This window comes from Chitinophaga sp. S165, assembly GCF_003182155.1.
Classification (GTDB): Bacteria; Bacteroidota; Bacteroidia; order Chitinophagales; family Chitinophagaceae; genus Chitinophaga.
Window position 1 is genome coordinate 1,584,995 of the sequence record NZ_QGTG01000001.1, and the last position, 19,305, is coordinate 1,604,299.

Genomic DNA, 19,305 nt, shown 5'->3' on the forward strand with positions numbered 1-19,305 from the left:
ATATACCTTATTTAACTACTCCAGGAGTTGCCGTCTGCAAGTTACCCAATTCATCTGTCATGATGGTCATTACATTTGTTGGCTGATAATTATTAAATTTATCCGTACCTATCGGAGTCTTAAAAACCACCTCTCTTACATATTTAGGCCCATCTTTACTAGGTAAAATCTTCGTAATAGGCCATTTCATAACCTCGTTGCTGCTGAGTACACTGCGTAACTGCTTGAGCGATATTGAAAATTTTGAAGCATTCGGGTTTTTATTGTAGTGACGATCTATTATATGTTTCCACCCTTCATTTGTTATATTGATCCTACTTTGAGCTCTTGCTGGGCTATTCTCTCCACTGGCTGGTTTGTCACTTGCCGATTGCTTGGGTGTTCCATATTCATAACTACTTGTATTGGCAAGTACAACATTAGTTGACATCAGCTCGAAATTTGCACCATTTGCCACAACTGGCGCTTCTCCAGCAAAAGAAAGCCTCGGTGAAGAACCCGCACCTGGCCCTACAGCCCCCTCGGGAAGTGGCTGAGATTTGCCTACCTTAGTTGCCCATTCATACCAACCTCTATATTCCTCTGGTAAGCCAAGTTCTTCAAAACTTTTATTAATTAAACCAAAGCTAAGCAGGTTGTTTGTTCCATTCATCAACCCTAAACTTGAAACATATACCTGTGCTGTAGTTTTACCAACAGCTTTACCAATATTTGTCTTAGCAATCTTCCCAACCAAAATCTCAGTTCCAGCCTTGGGGGCTTCATGCAACATCTTTAGTAAAAGCTCCAAAGCATCTCCAGGCCCTTCTCCATATACGTCAATATATCTAATAGGACTATTTCCTGCATATAAGTATGGCGAATAAAAGGGGTAAGTTTTCGTCAACGGATCCATACTCAAGAACTTTCCTAACCTCCCATCATACACCCTTGCACCAAAGTCCTGCTGGTTCCCCTCGCCCTTCACCTCATTATCATTCTCCTTCCCATTAAACCCATAACGATAACTCCCTAAACTCCACTGCCTATCAGGCTGCAACATACCAAAAGGATAATAATCCTGTGCGCTCAATATTTCCGCCTCATAATGATCTACCACACCACCAATCACTGAATCAACAGCCTTATCAGAGATCGTTGCCAGTACGTTACCCAGATGATTCGTCAGTTCATAGCGCTTATTGCCTTTCTTCAACCAATTTACATCACTTCGAACTGTTGAAGGCTCGGTCACATCTGTATCAGTATTCCAGATACCTAAACGGCTGCTACCGTACAAATGCTGTTCTTTCCAATATATCCGGCTATCATTGTCCTTATTTCCATATACTGCCAGCACATTCCCCTGCGCATCACGCACATACCAGGTGCTCTCTTTGATGGTACCGTTAGTATATAATTTGTACACCCGATTACCGGCAGCATCATAACGATATTCCAAAGAACTTCCGTCGGACTTGGTGATCTTTTCAATTTTTCCGTATAAGTTCCACTTAATTACATCTACATCACCTTTTTTATCAAAGATCAGATTACCGATGTTATCATAAAGATAATTATTTGCTGTCTGAGTTTTCAAATCTTCTGTATACGCAGCATCATTGGCAGCATCAACTACGTGTGACAACCTGTTATTCAACAGGTTACCGGCTGCGTCACGGGAGTAATTGTAAGTCAGCTGGTCCATAGCTATACTTCTGCTGCTACCATTGCGGATGTAGCTCAGAATGTTACCATTACCATCATAAGTAATATCCTCTTTGAATTCATCCCTTAATGAAGGACTCCAGTCAGTAGCTCCGTCTGCCAACAGATGCTGACGCATCCCTTTCAGGCGGTTTAACTGGTCGTAACGGTAGCTGTAGCCTACTGTTGGCTGTACAGCAACCCTTTTCTGTGCCAGGGTACTACGAGCTATATTTCCGTTGAAGAGGTCACGCCCTGCGTCAGTAGACTGACCATCAGTCCATTTCAGTGAGAAGGCGTTCGCACCACTGCCAATTGCCTTATAGTCTCCTTTAAAGTAGTCTAATGAATATGCATATGCGTCACGTGCTACGGGATTCTGCGCACCGTCTCCACCTATTTCACTTTGTGGGGACAAATAGTTCCCATTTACACCCTTCAACCAACCCTGTAAGGTGTAAGCATAATCAAGACCTTGTACAAGCTGCTCGTTTCCAAGCTCTGTCCTGGCAAGAGGACCATGTAAGAAGTAACGGTAAGCGGCATCCGCATGGGGCACTTCAATTTCCCAGCCATCTTTGGATACACTATTAATGCCAGTAACTGCTTTAGTCAGGCGATTCTCCGCGTCATACTCATAGCCATACAGGAACTGATCCGATTGTCCCTTCTGGTACCGTACCTTGTTTACCTTCCCGCTTACAAGGTCATATTGGTAATCAAATTGCTTTGTTCCCAGATCTCCTATCTGCTGCCACAACGTTTTTACATTTCCAATCTGGTCATAACTATAATAGGTGGCCTGTTGAGGAGTTCCATTACCATCTTCTCCATAAGTAACTGCGCTTACTCTTTTGCGCAGGTTAACCTGCGCATCAGCGATGTTTGAAACAGTGCCACTTTTAGGAACATCATAATAAGTTCTTGTAACCTGTTGTCCCGCGGCCCCATAAATACTACCGATACCATCGCCAGATAAAAAGGGTTGCGCACCTGGTTTCTCTGCAATATTCGTCTTCTCACCTACTTCTGTAATCCTGCCCTGCTTGTCATACATCGTATAGCTAAACCGGTTACTTGTTCCACGTCCCTGGGCATTCAGTTGTTCTGCATTTTGAGATGTAACCATTCTTCCCAACATGTCATACCAGAAACGGCTGTCACCACCGTCCGGAGTATGTTGCGCCTGTATGCCGTTCAGCGCCTGGTAACTATAAGATGTAGTCGATGTATGCTGCGGATAAATGCCAGCAAATTGGCTTTCAGTAGTAGAACCATTGCCAATTGTACCGTCCGCGCCAGGCGCCGGTGTATTAAAGCGGCTCCAGTTAAGTAGATTGACAGTTAAGGCATCTTTATATTCGGGACTAAGACCAAGACAAGGTTCGGCTGCATTAGCTGCAATTTCCTCACTTTTTAATAACCGGCTATAGAAGCGCAGCTGCTTCAAGGAAGCAAAGTTCTTTGGATATGTAAATGTAGAACCAGATCTTATTTCCCATCCGCAAGCGCCTGTAGGATCGATGGTAGCAAGCGGACAAAGTACACCGTTTACATATACCGTCAGATCATTCCTGTTCAACCCTGCTCCCTGGATCACAATATGCGTCCACTGGCTTAATGGTAATATGTCGGCTAAGCTTACTGTCGTATGAGCCGACAATACAATTTCAGACTCGTTTGTGGGAAGTGGTGTAACTGTATAAACGTCTATGTTCAGATAACTGCCATTCACACAAGTACTCAATACGTATTTATTGCCGCTGCCGGTCATTAACACCTGACTACCACCCGCATTCTTGTTATAGAGCCACATCTCCAGCGCCTCGTTAGTTGTACGGTCGAGAGCATTGGTTACCTGTTGCAATGCAACCGCCTCGTTGGTGTTTGAAGTAGCGCCATCATAGTTACAGGTCGCCTGCATATGTGCACGAGCAGAATCAACCAGCGGTACCAGCACCTCGTCCAGCGGATGAACGCCTTCAGGAGGAACTGTACGCACCAGGTTACCTGCCTGGTCATAGTAATACAATGTATAATGGTATGTCTGCCGTGGAGCATTTAAAGAAACTATTGGTTTGTTTGCGCCGCAATAAGCGATATAGCTCTTGCGGAACAGGCGTTTCTCTTCTTCGATATATTCTTTGTATAATACCTTCCCTGTTACTACTGCATCATCAATTATCTGCATCATGCATTCGTAATTATCCTGCTTTACACCTTTAAATACAGGACGATTGCATAACATTACTGTAGTGGAGGACGGATTTTCTGCTATCAATCCGGCGAAATCAGCATAATCTGCATAAGACAATGTAAATCCAAAACTGCTGTTAAAATAGTTGGCAACAATAGTCTCATAATTGATGTGCGCTACATCGAGACCACCTGATATCGCACCAGTTAAGATCGACATTGCCTGGGTATATTCCTGCGCAGTAATACAGCCTTTCGCCCCCTTTTCCATAAAAACAGGAAGCTTCACAGGCTTTTCCAGCAGGTAGCGGCAGTTATTACATCCTTTCTGTAACAGCTGTAATTCGGCGGCGGTGATGTCCATTGCTGCTCCATATTTCTGCTGCAGATATGCGTAGAAAGTGCCGCCGCCACCACCGGCTGTATACTGTGAAGATAATGCTGCCAGTGTGCTACATACTGAAGGATTAGTTGCATTCAGCACATGGTCAACGGCCTGCAATTTCACTTCATAAGGGTACGGTGCTTCGATCAAATAAGGATTACAGGTCATACTCATAGAACCACCAAGCACGCCTGTGATTACATCCTTAAATGATTTGTATCCCTCCGGAGTGGTGGCTCTTCCTGACGGGAGCGTGCTGGCGCCATTCAGATGTTCCGCATCCCCTCCTAACCTACAAACTTCAAGCAATTTATTTCTCAGTAAGTTAATAGTCGCAGAAGATTTCCCTACTAAGCAGTCATCCAGTTGGGACATCCAGGTATCTACCTGCGCTTCACAATTCTGTTTGATCATGAGTGCAAGCGCTTCATCAACCATTCCCTTCAATGCCAGGGTATCAGTTGTTATATCCGGCGTAGCGTATGAAATTTTACCAACACGGGAAACTTTATTGGCATATGCCGGATTACACGTTGGTGCTGGTGGCGCTTCTCCATCCACACATGATACTTTCGATATCTCCCAAGTCGTGATATTTCCCCTTTCTGTAAAAGGAAAACTATCAAGTGTCGAGTTGGTCAAATAGATAGGGAAAAACCTATCGGGATCATCCAGTAACCAGGTCACTTTCATACTAAGAGAGGCTCCATTAGGAAGAGCAGGGCCGGTGTATTCATAGACAACGGTAGTGTAACCTTCAATATCATGTCGTACTAATTTGGTAAAATCTTCGGGGCCGGCTTCTGCACAACTAAAAACGGGAGCCGCTCTCAGAGCCGAACCGCAATTAACACCTGAGATCCGCAATGAACTGATAGGAATGCCTTTCTTTACAGGAAAGTCAACGTAATATTTTCCTGCGCTTATACCAACACTTCTGGTTAATGTCAGGTCCTTATACTCTTCCGGATAGTAGATACTAATTGTTACCGGCTGAGTGAAAGGAACTCCTATATAAGATACCCTTACAGTATCACTGTCAGCGGCAGCATTGGCTACGCCGACCTGCTCCAGTGAAAATTGTGATGGGTCCGGACAGCTTGTTGTCGGATATTCGATCGGTTTACCTATAGGGCATGCACTACCGCAATAAATGGATGAATCTCTCAATCGCTGATAGTATCTCTCTTTCAGTTCCAGGTACTTATCCCTGTACATGGTCCATTCCCTGTCATAGATCCGGCAAGCTTCTACCGGAGAACAGTTCGTCCAGTTATCAGCTTCCCTCGTTGGTACGTTGTTGATATTAATATTGCCTGTATAATCTGCACAATAGAGCATATAGTCAACAAACTTCACAAGATTTCTGACGGGTGCTACTCCAATTACCCCAGCTATATTTCTTGAGTAATTCTCCAGGTCATTGATAAATAACGGTGCGTACGCGGCACCTTTACCCATAAAGAATGTATCATGATCAACAAGCCAACGAATATTATCTTTATTATAAACTGCACCGGTGACAACACCAGGTATATCTGCTATTGTATTAGCAAATGTGCGCAGTCTCAGATCCCAGTCCAGCAATTCTGAATTGTCACGACAAAACTGCAGTGCGCAGAATTCGGGATGAAATTCAACAAACCTGCCTGCCCATTCCGGCCGCCAGTATCTTACCAGTAATTGTAGTGTGAATGCACTGTCATGAGGAGACGAGATGGTGCCATCTTCCAGTTCGAACTGTTCATCAATATAATCCTGAGAGGTCTCCGGCGTTGGATTAAATACTTGCCTCCAGTAGAGGTTCAGTATATTAATAGAAGCTTCGACAGGAGCATAATTAGCATCAAAGAGAGCATATTGTCCTCCGGGGCTAACATCCAGCCTCATTTTATCCTCAAGGTCTTTACAGGGGGAATTGTTGCCACATGATGCCTTTAATGCCGCACATTGAGTGGATAAAGAATCATACAAATGATTGATCCACGGATTGATAGTCGCGTCATCTATAACAACACTATCAGACAACAATTGTTCTTTTATTCGCCTGCTGAACTCACTCAAATCACCCAGAGATTCCTTACAGGTCGTACAATCATTGAAACAAGATGTGAAATCTTTACCATGCAGTGCATTCTCGATAAATGACCACTGCGATTTCAGGTTTGTATTTTTTGTGATATATTCCCGTGTAAATGCGGCCACAGACTCTTCGGGAATAGTCAGGTCAAACGTCATATAATACTCCCCAATCTCAAAAGTGGCGTCCAATTCACCATGATCAAGGTACTCAACACCACATGAGCCACTTTGGAATCCTATGTGAAAAGGCAAAGTGTTTCTGAGTATTTCCTTACCGCAATTGTCAGTAATACGAACATATAACTGATAATAACAGTTACTGCAAATCTGAACGCCATTCTCCTCATATTTCCTGATCAGTCTCATTACGTCATAATTCAACTTTACAGGTCCACGAACTGTACTTGTGTAAGTAGCGGTACCAGTAACCATCATTTTAGACGCATCAAATGAGAACTCACGATTTAATACTACTTCTGTTTTTTGTACCACTTCAGGTTTTGATGGCAGTCCATCAAGATTTTCAGGAGTGTCTCCAGTTAATGCTGTAGCAATAGTCCGCCCCGCTGCATCCTGGTAACTGATGCTCACCTGGTTATTACCATCAACTGTCACGTTCTTCAGATAATGACTGGCGTAACCTACATCATTTCCAAAGAGCCTGTCAAGCTCGAACTGCTCCGGCTTACCGTAAAAAAGACGGGTGGCCTTACTTACGCCATTGTTAGAGCCTGGCTGAAATAACTCACCAACTCCGCCTTGCACGCTCACACGACCAGTATTATCACTTGTATAACGTGTAACCGCAAATGGATATCCTGCTGCATCGGGTATATATTTATTTTCAGATCTCACATTGTCTCCCTGCAAAAATTCATTCAGCGGAGAATAATATTTCGCCGCGCCAACCGACGTTTTTAATGGCTGCGGTCTGTCAATACAGAAAGCTGTGTTACCATATACGTGGTTGAAATTATAAGGCGTATTATCGCTCGCCTTGTGAAGTCCGGGATAATATTTAAACGCAGATTCCTTTAATGGCACAGGAAGAATGCTAACAAGCGGACGTCCGAATTCATCATAAATTGATTCCTGAACTACAGCACTTTTATCTGAGTTGTTTACTGTAACAGTCTGCCGACTGCGCAGCGTTCCATCAAAATAGCTGACTACTTCTTTCTTCTTGCCATCTTCCGCATATACGGCATTGTACTGCCAGTTCTTATTTTCCTCATGCCATTCATAGCCTGTCAGTTCCACTACACCAAGTTTCACCTCGTCTGCCGCTCCCTGTTTAGTCTCATATTGCCAGGGATGTTCAAGCCGGGAGCCATCGTCCTGATATTGTACAGGACGCATGCGTACCAGGAGATACTTCGAATTATTCACCAGGGAAATGTCAAACAGCTCCTTCTGTACGGTCACCCTTGTAGCATTATTCCGGAACATCGCCTTCAGGTCGGCTTCTTTAACACCTTCCGGTTTACCGAGCATACTACCATGATAAGAGTCTTCGTCAATAAACGTCCATTCCACGTCGTACTCTTCAGCACCGGTGATCTTATTCCATATAAGAGACACATCATTTGCTTCACCGGCATTCGGCATTATTATCTTGGGGAGTAGTTTGGCGGTATTATCAAGATCATAAGACCTTTCTACCACTATCTGGCTGCTTAAGCGGAATGTTGCAGGAAGGGGCGCTTCCAGTTCCGCACTGGTAATATCATTGATGGTGATCCTTACCTGATGTGCATTCATATAACGGTGCACAGCAGCATCCTGGTAGGCCACTCCAGCAACCGGATCATAATTTATGTTCAGTTTTACATGGTCCGTAATATCCGGTCCTGGCTGACCAGGTTCATACCAGGATTCAATTTTCAGATCTATTTCACATTTAAAAGCTTTGGATAACACCACACCCGATTCCCTGTAAAGACTAAAGGTGATGATATTGTTAACGGTTTGGTTATGTATCTTCCCCCAATCGGCACTCTCAAATTTCTCGTCTTTCAGAAAGAGAACATCCCCTTTCTTCAGCTCGCCCTGTATCTGATTCTGATATTTCTCAATGGCATTGAACGCTCTGGCCTGCAGTACTCCACATAACATGCAGACTACGGCGATCAGCCTTACCATTGACTTTCCAGCGTAAATGAAACGCATATATATTTTCACCATTAAGAGGTTAACACTATTGTTTTATCAATTCATACCCTTTCAGCCTTGCTGCAGGAAGAAGCCGGCCGTAGTCCTGCGTCAGGTACCTTTCCATCCGCAAAAGATCCTTTCTCACTACTCCCAACTCCCAGCTATTGACGGTTATTTTCAGGACCTTGTCTTTAGACACGTCTTCTAATTCCATAGGATCAGGCATACGCATTACGGCGCTGCGAATAATAGCCGCACTATCAAAAGAGATGCGATATTCGCGGCAGCTGGCATGTTTGCTGTTTACAAGAGCTATCTGTGTAAGCCTGTTATTTTCGGCACGGGACACTTTGTACATTTCTCTCGACAGGAAAGCAGCTTCCGTTGAAGCCGGTAATCTAACAGGATTAATGACTTCTTTCGGAGCAGACACGAAGATCTTTTTCAGGTCATGCGCTACAACAATATAAGCTTCCCGTAAAGAGACCATTTCATTTTGTCCCACACGGTAATATCCCTGATCGCCATTCCTGGTATAACAAAAATCCGTCTGCAGGGTATTGGTGCTGTCAGCAAAGTCTTGTGCGTCCATCATACCGGTGGCGGTCAGAATTGTAACAGTATCCATTGCGTGCAGGACTTTCGTCAACTCATCAAGAATAGCTTTGTCCTGCTTATTGTTTTCCGTGATCACTATATGCTTGCCTTCTTTTGGCCGTTTGCCGGTAAGCCGTTCCCTGAGGGAAGGAATAGCAGCGAAAGTCCCCACTGCTATAAGGATCACTCCTGTTACTATAAGCCCCTTTATATATTTAGTATTCAATTTCATGGTATAGTAATAACTTTGTTACTGAGCTTTTTTTCTGTAAGACGAACGCGTCTCTTTAATGGTCATAATACCTCTCTCCGTTTCTTTCTTCACACGGATCAGCGAGCCTTCATCATCATACTCATAGAACGTAGCATAGTTGTTCTCATCCATTTCCGCCATTACCCGCAAGGTCTTGTCATCATATGTGAATGTTTTCAATTGACCGTCATAAGGGAAGACCCTGATATCATCTATGTTCACATTACCTTTCAGTGCAACCCGTAACGGCTCCATATAATTCCCCTGGGTCCAGGCAGGAACATCCATTACACCCTCGACTAACATCCAACCTTCTACAACTGCTTTTTTCACAAGCGTCACGTCATAGACATTATTCACAGTTACAGTTATAGCAGGTCCTGAAGATCCGGATGTTCCACTTTTCACCCAGGCAGAGAAAATGTATTTGTTGCCCATTACGGGGTTGAATCCTCTTAAACCAAGCCAACCATCACCTTTTGTGGAATATTCACCATTTTTATTGTTAATGAGGTAAATACCCGGTAAGTGTTCATTTTTGAAAACGTATGCCGTCAACACGACCGAATCCTTCAACTTCAGGCTATAGTTACCACTATGCGCATCCTGATCATCCAGTTTGTCCGCATAGTTGTCGCCGAGCGCATTTCTGATATTAAACTCGTCCGGCTCACATGGCTTCACCGCTACGCATTGGCTATTGAACTTATAATCGTCAAATCCATCATAGAATATTTCACGCTGACGCATATTGGCACCTACCGCTACCGGCAGACTGGATTTATATCCATAACGTGCCGCACTATAACGATTCAACGCATCTTTATTCTCAAGGTCCTGGGAATATCTATCGTATAGGGTCATCGTGTTAGACGTCACCCATTCTATATTGGTAGCGATGTTCCAGCCGTTATTATATATCCAGAACGCCTGGAATTTCTCATAATATCCATTCTTACGAACGCCAACACCACCTGTTGTCTTAGAGATCACCTCCTGGCCAGAACGGCTGGAGAGCCACGCCATTTGCTTATAGGCCAGCCAATTTCCCAGGTAACCGTGGAGATAGGGATTTATTGCAGTGCTGTCACTAATACCGGGACATCCAAAGTTACCGGAACAGATATCAGCAGTACCGTAAGGACAGGAGTAACGGCGCTTTACAATATTTCCGAGGGTATCCTTCACATAAGTATCTCTGGGTTTTCCATCGAGCAAGTCTGCTGTTGTAAAAATCTTTCTGACATTTGATTCACTGGTTGCATTGACCAGTTGACTAAGTGTATTATTATACACTTCTACGGCTACAGCATGTTCCAATCCCTGATTCATCGCCTCTACAGTTAGTATATGTTGTCCAGCGGTTAAATAAACAGGATAGACCCTCCAGTCCAGATACGGATCATTGTCCGAACTATTTTTCATCAGTACCTGCCTTACGAGCACTCCATCGATCAATACTTTTACCTGGTTATCAGCGCCCATACCGAGATAATATGTTTTGCTTTCAGGAACACTAAGACAGTTGTTAACGCCAATCCATTTGAAGTCATAGGGTGATTGAAACCAGATACCAGCCCTGTTCAAACGGCCGCAAAGCCCGAAACCAGCAGCAGCAACACTTAACTTCGAACTGGTCCTTCCGGTATCTACTACGACCATTGAAGCATCAGTCTTTCTTATAGCCGGTGATCTACCAGCGAGACTTAAAACTGACGTATAACAACTTGAATCGGTTCCCCAGAAGCCATTCTTAACCCTCTGACCTTCCTTTCCGTTTGCATCATGAAATAGCACTCCCTGCTTTGTGTATACATTTAATTCATCTCCCTTTGCTATTTTAAGACCTTCATCACTATCTTCAGTTACAGCGATCGGTATGCAAGATTGTCCATCCGGACTTCTTTTGTATCCGTCAGGGCATGCATATTTATCTGCATAACCACAGTTTGGCGTTCCGTCGCAAAGATTCAGCGCCTTTCCGGCTGCACAGGTATAATTGGCCCAAACTCTTTGACCATTCTCGACTTTATATAAAAGAACATTCGGATCATTTGCCAAATCTTCTGCAGCCATTATCCTGCTGGCCAATATGTCGGCTCTTGGTTCACCTGACACCAACATTTCCAGATTATTCGTAGCATATATCTCGAACCCAATGGATTTGTCACCCGATATATTATATCCCTCCACGCGAATGGTATGTTTTCCCGCGGTCAATATTTTATGTCTCAAATTCCATATGTCCGAATTCGAGGCTGCAGTCCCACTGAATTTGAAGAAGAGAACTTCATCAATATAAATTTCCATGTATTCATCGGCGGAATGTCCGATGTAAACATCCGTATCAGTGTCTAAGTTGATACACTTCGCAAATCCCCAACGCTGACCGTCTTCTACTCCTCCCAGCCATATACCGGACAGTGTCAGCCTGTTCATCCACATCCACGCGAAACTTTCCCTTATTACCGCTGTACCATCACCTTCATAAAACTTACCTCCTCCTTCTCCATAATGTTTGTTAGTCCTACTACCGTCTATTATACTCAGGCTGTCACTATATTCAGCTGCTGCAAAACATCTTCCATCTGGCCCTTCCTGATAGCCCTCGGGACAGCTTTTCAGATTACAGTTGGTTGGTTGTCCCCAGGCCTCATCATATAATATAGCATTGGCATTTATTATCTTATATCCGGATAGATCATCTGCACTAATGAATTTCAGACTGTTACCAACAATCGGATTGTCCAGACTCGTAATTACCGTTGCCGGTGCAGACAGCAGGTTACGATAACCAGAACGACATACTTTCACCAATCCTCTCTGTCCACTGGCCAATCTTCCTCCAACGTCTATGAGCCTCATTTTTTTTCCGGTAATGCCTCCCTCGGTAGAGTTAACTACCCAGGTCCTGTAACCAGTCTGAATATTGATCAATTCATCTCCTGCCGTCAGATATGACTGGAATCTAGGATCCGGAATTCCATTTTTGTCTGTATAAAAATTAGTAAATACAGTCCCCAGTGTTTTATAAGCCATGCCCATCTGGCTGTACATCCAGTATGCGGGGATGCTCATTGAATAAACAGGTTCCTCAAATTCGTTCTCCGATTGCGTCACCACGGGTTCGCCTGTATATTTATCGTGCAATAAATAGGATGCGGTAACGGAAGAACCATTGATCCTTTTTACTACACTGTCGATCACACCGTAGTACTGGACCGTCTTCATTACGGATGAAGAGCGGAACAGGCGATAATCATCATTTTTGCCCCAGGGGAAATGCGGTAGTGGCAGCGGGAATCCATAGAACGGAATTACATCAACCCCGATATTGATACTCTTCCCTGTATTCTTCATTTCCGATTCACGCATGTCGGTGAACATTTCAATGTCCCTTCCAATCACCTGATCTTTCGTAATGGTACCAGTATTATCGACAACATCCACCACATTCTTTAACCGCATCGTTCCTCCCGATTCTTCCGCATTATAATAGTATTCAACGGCAGAGATCTCCTGACCCGTCTGGTTATAGACGCGTTCCGCCTTACTCTTTCCATGCATATCGTTCAGGAATACGGAATATCCCTGAGACATCGTCAGTTCATAGATGGAGTTACCACCAAAGAATGTTGACCATGCCGAAGGTTTATGAATATTCTTCTGCAACTCCGTTTGCTGCATGTATACCGGAAACTCTTTCGCCGTAAAAAATTCATAAGCCAGCCATCCCGTCTTGTTGGCTGGATCGACTTCACCTCCGGCACCCAGATTACGGACTTTCACCTCCCTGTAACCTACCACAGGACCAGGATACAATGACTCGGCAAAAGGCTGCTCCAGGTAAAAGTAGTTGCTAAGTGCCCACTTTGCCTTTTCAGTGTATCCGACCGGCTGACGCAGCGGGTTCTCATCTCCCCCAAACGTTGGCTCATAAGCAGCTACACCACTGCTGATCGTTTCCTGCCCTCTTTTTATGGTATAATCGTACTCCTGTCCGTAGATCGCATTGTCTACCTGTGTGTCCATGCCGGCCCAGTTATCAGACATCATTATCTTCTTCACACGGGCACCTCCTCCTAATTTCCGGCCCTTCATATTTACAACACGGGCAAAGCTTTTATTCAATTTCACATGACTGGCAAATTTCCTCCGCTTTGCTCTCAGGTTAAAATTCCCCTGTAGTTCTGACAGGGTTCCTGTAGCATTCGCTATCGCCGATACGATCGCAATTACCGGTTTGTCGTTACTGATCTTGTTCTTATATCCCGGATAGGCATAACGCTGATATTCCAGCCTCATTCTCTGCCATGCAGCGCTTGCGAATGGATTAACACTCACACCGCCATCGTTATCATCTTCAAATGTTACCCTCGCTACCCCATTACTTACTCTTGCGTCGCTTATCTTTCCATAACAGGCCACATAATCATATTTGTCGTCCAATTCTGAAGAAACTTCATCCGATAGGTTCACGAACAGTTTAAAGTACATGTAGTCTTCTCCATTGAGACATCTGTCCTTAAATGCCTGCGCATCATTTATAACAGCTGTATCGTCATCGATCTTAATATCGAAAGATTTTGCGTTCAACAGATTGGGTGTAGGATCGCCATCATCATCGAACATGCCTGTTATTCCCATCATGTTCATTGACTTTTTGTCCTGCACGTAACCATAATCATCAGACTCATATTTGACGTCGATAATTCCTCCTGTAGGTAATGCTATCTCACTGAGATGCCACATACCGGCATTAGCAGCCGCCGCAGCGGCATCGTGGCCTATATAAGGGAATTCATCATTCTTCAGATCGCCAAACCCTTCGCCATCGTTTACGGACAAAGGTTTTAACGTTCCCCACCGGTCTGTCAACATATAGTCATAAGCCTGACCATAGTTATAGTTAAAATCATAAGGATGATTCTCTCCCTTTTTAGAGCTTGCATATTTAAAATAGACCTTCTTCAGAGTCAGTTTTCCCCCACCATTTACACTGTTAGGAATACCGGGACATAACGAGTAATCATATTCAAATACGACTGTCTTAACAGGCGTTACCAAGTCGTTCTTTGAGTACAACCTGATCTCTTTCAGGCGCTGCTGCCTGACATTGCTTTCCTTTTCCCCCAGCCAGTTACAGCCAAGCGCATCCTCTCTGTCTTCCGTAATAAAATAGGCGATCATCGTCTTGGATTCTATGGAATGCAGATACCATAGTTCCTTTTCTCCGTAGATGAAGGATGCTTTATCATCCTGCGGATCTGCGTTTAATCCCCTGTTGAATTGCGCCTGCATTGGTGTCTTTCCATAAGGCGTACGCCAGTGAAAATCGTCCTTCAGTTTTGAATAGTTGAATTTGAATGCTGTTCCCCTGTCATCTTCGGTGATACCATCACCTGTCATGTCTACGTAGTCCGGAGATAGTATACCGCTAAGCAGATAAGAAGTTGCGTAAGCGGGTTGTGATTCTTTATGATAATATTCATCCAGGGAACCACCTTCGCCTTCCGGCTGATTATCTATCTGCCCGTTCTTCAGCTTAAAGGTGGCCAGGTTGTTAGTCTTATCGCGAAGCTTTTCGTGTGAGGCAAAAGAATATTCATCCTGTTTTTTATTATAGACCGGGATACCATATACCGTTCTCTTACCATCATCTCCTACTATGGTCATTTCGGAAATATGGTGTCTTTTCCGGATGCCATCTATCCTCGACAGCGTATCGAAAGGCATAGCGTTACAAGGTAATGGTGTGAATTTTTTGGATGGAATGTCCCTATTTAGATCATAGGTTCTGATCACTTTATCAAGGCCACCCATCCGTGCTTCTCCAGCGGTCAGATACATCACTGCAGCACGGCGTAATTGTCTTCCATCTTTTTTATAAGAGCCCTCCGGAGTAACAGGTCCCTGTGACCTAGAGGTTAATTTACCTTCGGCCGATTTACCGGATATAGGGACACTGACAGGTTCCTCGCCCAATATTTTGTTTACAAAAGCTGCATTATCTACATGTTTTTCACCTACCTGTTGGAAGTAGGCATCTTCTTCTTCAAGACTGTTTTTCTTTGCGAAGTCACCATTAGCTATAAATCCATTATCATCCTTCCATTTGCCATTTGTGCTTGTTACATCCTGCTGGTATACAGACCCTCCTCCGTGGAAATAGGCGCCCCCCGCATACTCAAGGCTCAGTGATTTATTATCACTGATATCCTTTGTTTCATTATCAAAGAAAATACCACTACTATGTCTGAACAAACGCACCTGTCCTCCACCTAACTGGCTTGTATAAGAGAATATATCCGGTGTTGCTATAGGCAATGCCAGATTATTCATATCGGGAACTACCTGGTTATCCTTTTCACGCATGAAGTCCATCAGCGCCTCAGAAACATTTGCTCCTTTCTCCGCATACAATAAGCCAAATGCCCTGTTCTCCTGTTCTCTGTTCAGTACCTCCCGTTTGGTTTTGTAGCCGGTAACACCTGCTCCGGCAAAAATGCCGACGGCAACACCACCGAGGTCGCCGCTGTATGTTGAGTTGGCAGATTTAAATGTAACGTTAGACTTAGGATAGAACGATGGCGTATTAAAGCTAATGCTCGAACCGGAGATATTACCCTCTGCCTTTCCATCCTTTACCTCTGCATTTTCAGCATCTCTCGCGTCCTTGGTAGTTCCTTCAGCCTTATACGAATTTGAAAGCGTCAATTCTTTCAAACCTTGCCGAGTATTAAATCCCAGGCTCAGCGAACTGCTACCCGACGCTATATTATCTTCGGATACTTTCTTATTTACAGAAAGTGAAACACTTGGCGTCACGGTAACTCCGTCCGCCGTACTGGAGGTTAGACCGATCCCCACTCCTGGAGTAAGCACATTGCTATTAGGTTTCGTTAAAGATGCGCCGGCATTCACTCCCACTTCAGCGCCGTAGCCGGTGTAGCTATCACAAAACACACCCAGGGACAATGAGCCCTGAATACCCTTCCCGAAAATCTCACCTCTCAGGGTAAGTTTTCCGCCACCGGTGATCTTTGGCTTCATGTAGTTTTCGCTTCTCACGGTATCGCCATTTGCATCGTCAGCAATACCCCTTATCTGACGGTTCATTGCTCCGGCGTTAAGGTTCCATCCAAGTCCTACCCAGCTGGCTTCATCATCCATTCCTACGCCTGATGCATAATTCAGGTTCACAGGATATCCGCCTACGTCGAGCAGCGGAATGTTATATTTGAAGTCGCCTGTAAACAGGTCTACCATGTCATTCGTTCCAGCAGCCTGAAACTGTTTACTCTCGGGTTGTACAGGTCCTGAGGTCAATGCCCAGGCGACAGTGGGCGTCAGCCCCTGTACTAGTAACAAAACAAGAAAAAAACAAGCGATCCGTACACGGGTACGCGCATTCCTGATCATCATATCTTCAGTCTTAAAGAATCAATTTGGGCTATTACACTTCCCGCAATTATTTATTTCCACGCTTCGCTTCCAGTGCTGCTAAACGTTTTTCTCTATCTGCAAGCACCTGCTCCCTATCATTTATAAGCTCGTCACGTTGCTTCAACTTTTTATCCTGTGCAATAAGGTATAAGGTCATTTCCTCTATCTTTTGCAGTAAACTCACCTGGCTTCCGCCGAGATTCAGATCATCTTTGCTAACCTCTTTTGCTGAAGGAATGTCCGGCAGATGTTTATGGTGAATTATAAATTTCTCCAATTGCTGTAGGGTCGGAAGGTCATACGAAGGCTCAAATACATAATCTGCCCAGTTAATTGGGGTGATCCTGACTTTCTTTGCCAGCACGACACCGTTCACTGCCAATCTTGCTTTCGGCTCCGCAGTTCCGATTCCAACCGTACCAGGGTTTTGCCTTATATACAGCAGCGACTTATTTGTATTCGAATTATAAAATTCCCATCCGGACCGTACGTCCATCGAACCACAATCAAAACGCATTACACCAGGATCAACCGGCGAAGCTCTTAACCAATGAGTTATGAGGGTTAAGTTACCAGGATCCGTTACTATACTTAATCCGGACTGATTAAAAATGGATATACTTTGGGTTGTCGTTCCTCCCTGGGTGGTAACAGCTAGTAAGTTGGGAGTTGTTTGTGACTGTGCCTTTAGGGCCGACCCACAGAAAATAAAAACGAAAAAAAATAACTTATTACTCATAGGTATTCTCTGTTGGGCTTATTTGTTATCAACTCTTTCCAATTCCGTCAAGCGCGCTTCCTGGGCTGCAAACTTCTTATCCTGCGCTTTCATTATTTCATCCTGGCTCGCTATTTTCTTATTCTGCTCTATCAGGTATAAGGTCATCTCTTCTATCTTCTGCAGCAATCTTGCTTCGTTCTGACCAAGGTCCAATCCCTGTTCACTCACTTCTTTTGCAGACGGGATACCAGGAAGATGTCTGTGTAATGTGATGAACTGCTCCAATTCCTGTAATGACGGCAGTTCATAAGATGATTCAAATACGAAATCCGGCCAGTTATCCGGCGTCACCTTTACGGCTCTCGCATAGATATCACCGTTGACTGCCAGCCTTGCCTTAGGATCAGTAGTACCGATGCCAACGAAACCAGTACTTTGTTTGATGAACATTACGGATCTACCTAACTGTGAATTATAGAATTCCCAGCCACCTGTAGTGGTAGGCGAAGTACAATCAAAACGTAATGTCCTGCCCTCTGTCGGCGAAGGTCTCAGGTAATGGGTAGTTACATTGTAGCCTGAACTTGCATCAACACCGATGTTTAATCCATTTGGATTCCAGATGGATATACTTTTGGTTGTCGTGCTGCCTTGTTCTGTAACTTGCTGGAGTGTAGGTATCGTTTGAGCTTGCGTGGTTAAAGCAAACATTCCCACTATAAAAAAAGCAAAAGCAGTTCTGAGTCTCATAAAATATAAAATGTTATTCAATTCAAATTATCGATCTATCAAAACATAGCTTTCCCTTCACCGACTACATATTTTGAAGCAGTGCGTTGATCACACTGTGACAACAGTGCTCATTGGGCAAACTATGTAAAGAGTGTATTACTAATCGAAGGAACGTACATAGGTATACGGGAAGGTATTTTCTTCCGAAATAGATATAGAGTCCCCTAAATAAATAATATAAATCAGTTCATAAGGTTGGTTTTCAGGACCTTTAATCCCGTTTCATTGGAAGTACGAAAATCATCAAGCACACACACATACAGGTACGGGGCAGTTAACAACGCCTGACAAATACGAACATTTATGACTTAACCATAGGTATACTGACTAACTTATGTACAAAGAAATGTATTATTCTGAATATTAGAAAATTTCAAGTGAAATTATCAAGATTATTTTTTGAATAATTGTTTGAGTTACAACGGTAACGGGTATTGTGAGATGTGAAGGTAAGGGGAGGGTGCGCAGGGGATGTGCGTAGTGGAGAAAAAAGTACCTAGTAAGCATTATTAAATTGTAGGTAGCGCCTGAATAGCCACATAAAAATAAGAGCCAGCTATTAATAGTTGGCTCTTATTTTTATGTGAATAGTCTTCTAGTATTACATATAACCAGTGCTTCAAAAACACCAGTTGATGTGTCCTACTTTGAATGCATTCTGTCATAAAGAAATCCGTCTATGGCACTCATCCCAAAACCGTTAGCTATACTTTGTTTCTTGATAAAAATATCTCCATTATCGCCAACCACAAAATCCATATGCTGTTCCTTAAGTATAATCTTTAATGTATCTCTTTCTTCAGCGCCAAGTTTAGCTTCAACATATTTATAGCCCAAAAACTTTTCGGCATCAGCAGAGTCATAAATTTCCTCCACATGGACAAATTTATAATAACATAGACTATCAGGCAGCGGAGATTTTATAGCCTCTCCACACCCCAACATTAGAAATACCATTAAAAAGCATATAAATTTCATAAACGGTATTTAATA

At 43.7% G+C, this 19,305-nt stretch carries 6 protein-coding genes; all 6 read right to left on the bottom strand.

Features of this window, described 5'->3' with window-relative positions:
• Positions 1-7 precede the first annotated feature (7 nt).
• The 6 genes from C7475_RS05800 to C7475_RS05825 all read right to left on the bottom strand — a co-directional run bounded on the left by C7475_RS05800 (position 8) and on the right by C7475_RS05825 (position 19,290).
• On the bottom strand, positions 8-8,518 hold the full coding sequence (locus C7475_RS05800) for an RHS repeat-associated core domain-containing protein (RefSeq protein WP_158286429.1): 8,511 nt from the start codon (positions 8,516-8,518) through the stop codon (positions 8-10).
• Positions 8,519-8,546: 28 nt separating this feature from the next.
• The gene (locus tag C7475_RS05805) at positions 8,547-9,332 is read right to left on the bottom strand and encodes a hypothetical protein (RefSeq protein ID WP_110052127.1); all 786 of its coding nucleotides are present in this window, start codon (positions 9,330-9,332) and stop codon (positions 8,547-8,549) included.
• A gap of 18 nt (positions 9,333-9,350) precedes the next feature.
• A complete protein-coding gene (locus tag C7475_RS05810; protein WP_110052129.1) occupies positions 9,351-16,778 on the bottom strand; it encodes a hypothetical protein in 7,428 nt (2,475 codons plus the stop codon).
• A gap of 46 nt (positions 16,779-16,824) precedes the next feature.
• Positions 16,825-17,316, bottom strand: a complete 492-nt coding sequence (locus C7475_RS05815; RefSeq protein ID WP_146217482.1) for a hypothetical protein — start codon at positions 17,314-17,316, stop codon at positions 16,825-16,827.
• A 240-nt stretch (positions 17,317-17,556) separates the two neighbouring features.
• Positions 17,557-18,270, bottom strand: a complete 714-nt coding sequence (locus C7475_RS05820) for a hypothetical protein (protein ID WP_110052134.1) — start codon at positions 18,268-18,270, stop codon at positions 17,557-17,559.
• A gap of 684 nt (positions 18,271-18,954) precedes the next feature.
• Positions 18,955-19,290, bottom strand: coding sequence for a hypothetical protein (locus tag C7475_RS05825; RefSeq protein ID WP_110052137.1), 336 nt, complete (start codon positions 19,288-19,290; stop codon positions 18,955-18,957).
• Positions 19,291-19,305: the final 15 nt, after the last annotated feature.

What these genes read in the sequence shown, in the direction of transcription:
- C7475_RS05810 (WP_110052129.1), bottom strand. Translation starts at nt 16,778, where the DNA reads ATGATGATCAGGAATGCGCGTACCCGTGTACGGATCGCTTGTTTTTTT.
- C7475_RS05800 (WP_158286429.1), bottom strand. Translation starts at nt 8,518, where the DNA reads ATGCGTTTCATTTACGCTGGAAAGTCAATGGTAAGGCTGATCGCCGTA.
- C7475_RS05825 (WP_110052137.1), bottom strand. Translation starts at nt 19,290, where the DNA reads ATGAAATTTATATGCTTTTTAATGGTATTTCTAATGTTGGGGTGTGGA.
- C7475_RS05815 (WP_146217482.1), bottom strand. Translation starts at nt 17,316, where the DNA reads ATGCGTTTTGATTGTGGTTCGATGGACGTACGGTCCGGATGGGAATTT.
- C7475_RS05805 (WP_110052127.1), bottom strand. Translation starts at nt 9,332, where the DNA reads ATGAAATTGAATACTAAATATATAAAGGGGCTTATAGTAACAGGAGTG.
- C7475_RS05820 (WP_110052134.1), bottom strand. Translation starts at nt 18,270, where the DNA reads ATGAGACTCAGAACTGCTTTTGCTTTTTTTATAGTGGGAATGTTTGCT.